The organism is Vibrio sp. 2134-1 (assembly GCF_033339495.1).
The window spans coordinates 1-789 of the sequence record NZ_JAWOUS010000301.1 but is presented as its reverse complement, the minus strand read 5'-3'; the positions used below and the strand labels follow the sequence as shown (position 1 = coordinate 789).

Sequence of the window (789 nt, the reverse complement as noted above, 5' to 3'; positions counted from 1 at the left end):
AACCGAGCCAAAAACACACAAACCTTAGCCCTAAATATTTTGTTTTAACTGCGTTTTTCTCGTTGGCAACTAACGCCCTGTTAAGGTGTGAGCAACGCAATACGAAAGCCTCCGCACACCACCTAAATCACTAAAATCAACGCAGGGTAAAAATGCCACGCGTTGCGAATCACTCTTAAACAGTTTGTTAGCATGTTGTTTCCGCTACAAACTCATTCACTTGAGAGCGCGTTGTGAAACGTACTTTAGAACCGTGAAAATCTCTGAACAATTGCTGATGGAACTGTCGTGAACTTTTGGATTCGCGAACAGAGTATTCAGAAGCCCATTTTAATAATTCACGAAAATTCTTCTCCGCCTGTTCCTCATTAAGTTGCTTCGAGCTCTCCGAACCACGAGAATAAAGAGAACTTTTACATTCAGACCATTCCAAATCCAAAAACAACAGCATGTCAGCAGATAAAATAAGCTGTTCGGCTAAAGCACCAAATACTCCCTCAACTACCCAGTTGCATTGAGACTTTATACTAGCAATTTCATTTTCGATTGCTCCGGTGGAGCGTTTTTGATTATAGCCACCTGGCTCCCATACAATCGAGTCCAAGTTAACTTCTTGCAACTGAAGTTTTCGGGATAACTGTTTCGACAACCAACTCTTGCCTGAGCCAGAATTACCGATGATGAGAATTTTCTTCATATTACTCCCGCATGCTAACGCCCAATTAAGGTGTGAAGCACGCAACTACGAAACTCAATTTGACTACCGTAAACACCGAACTTAACGCAAAC

At 42.0% G+C, this 789-nt stretch carries 1 protein-coding gene; it reads right to left on the bottom strand.

Annotated elements, in window-relative coordinates; genetic code table 11:
* Positions 1–187 precede the first annotated feature (187 nt).
* Positions 188–697, bottom strand: a complete 510-nt coding sequence (locus R7R78_RS25610) for a hypothetical protein (protein ID WP_005376997.1) — start codon at positions 695–697, stop codon at positions 188–190.
* Between the last annotated feature and the right edge of the window lie 92 nt (positions 698–789).

Coding starts and splice junctions, on each gene's coding strand:
- R7R78_RS25610 (WP_005376997.1), bottom strand. CDS start 697: ATGAAGAAAATTCTCATCATCGGTAATTCTGGCTCAGGCAAGAGTTGG.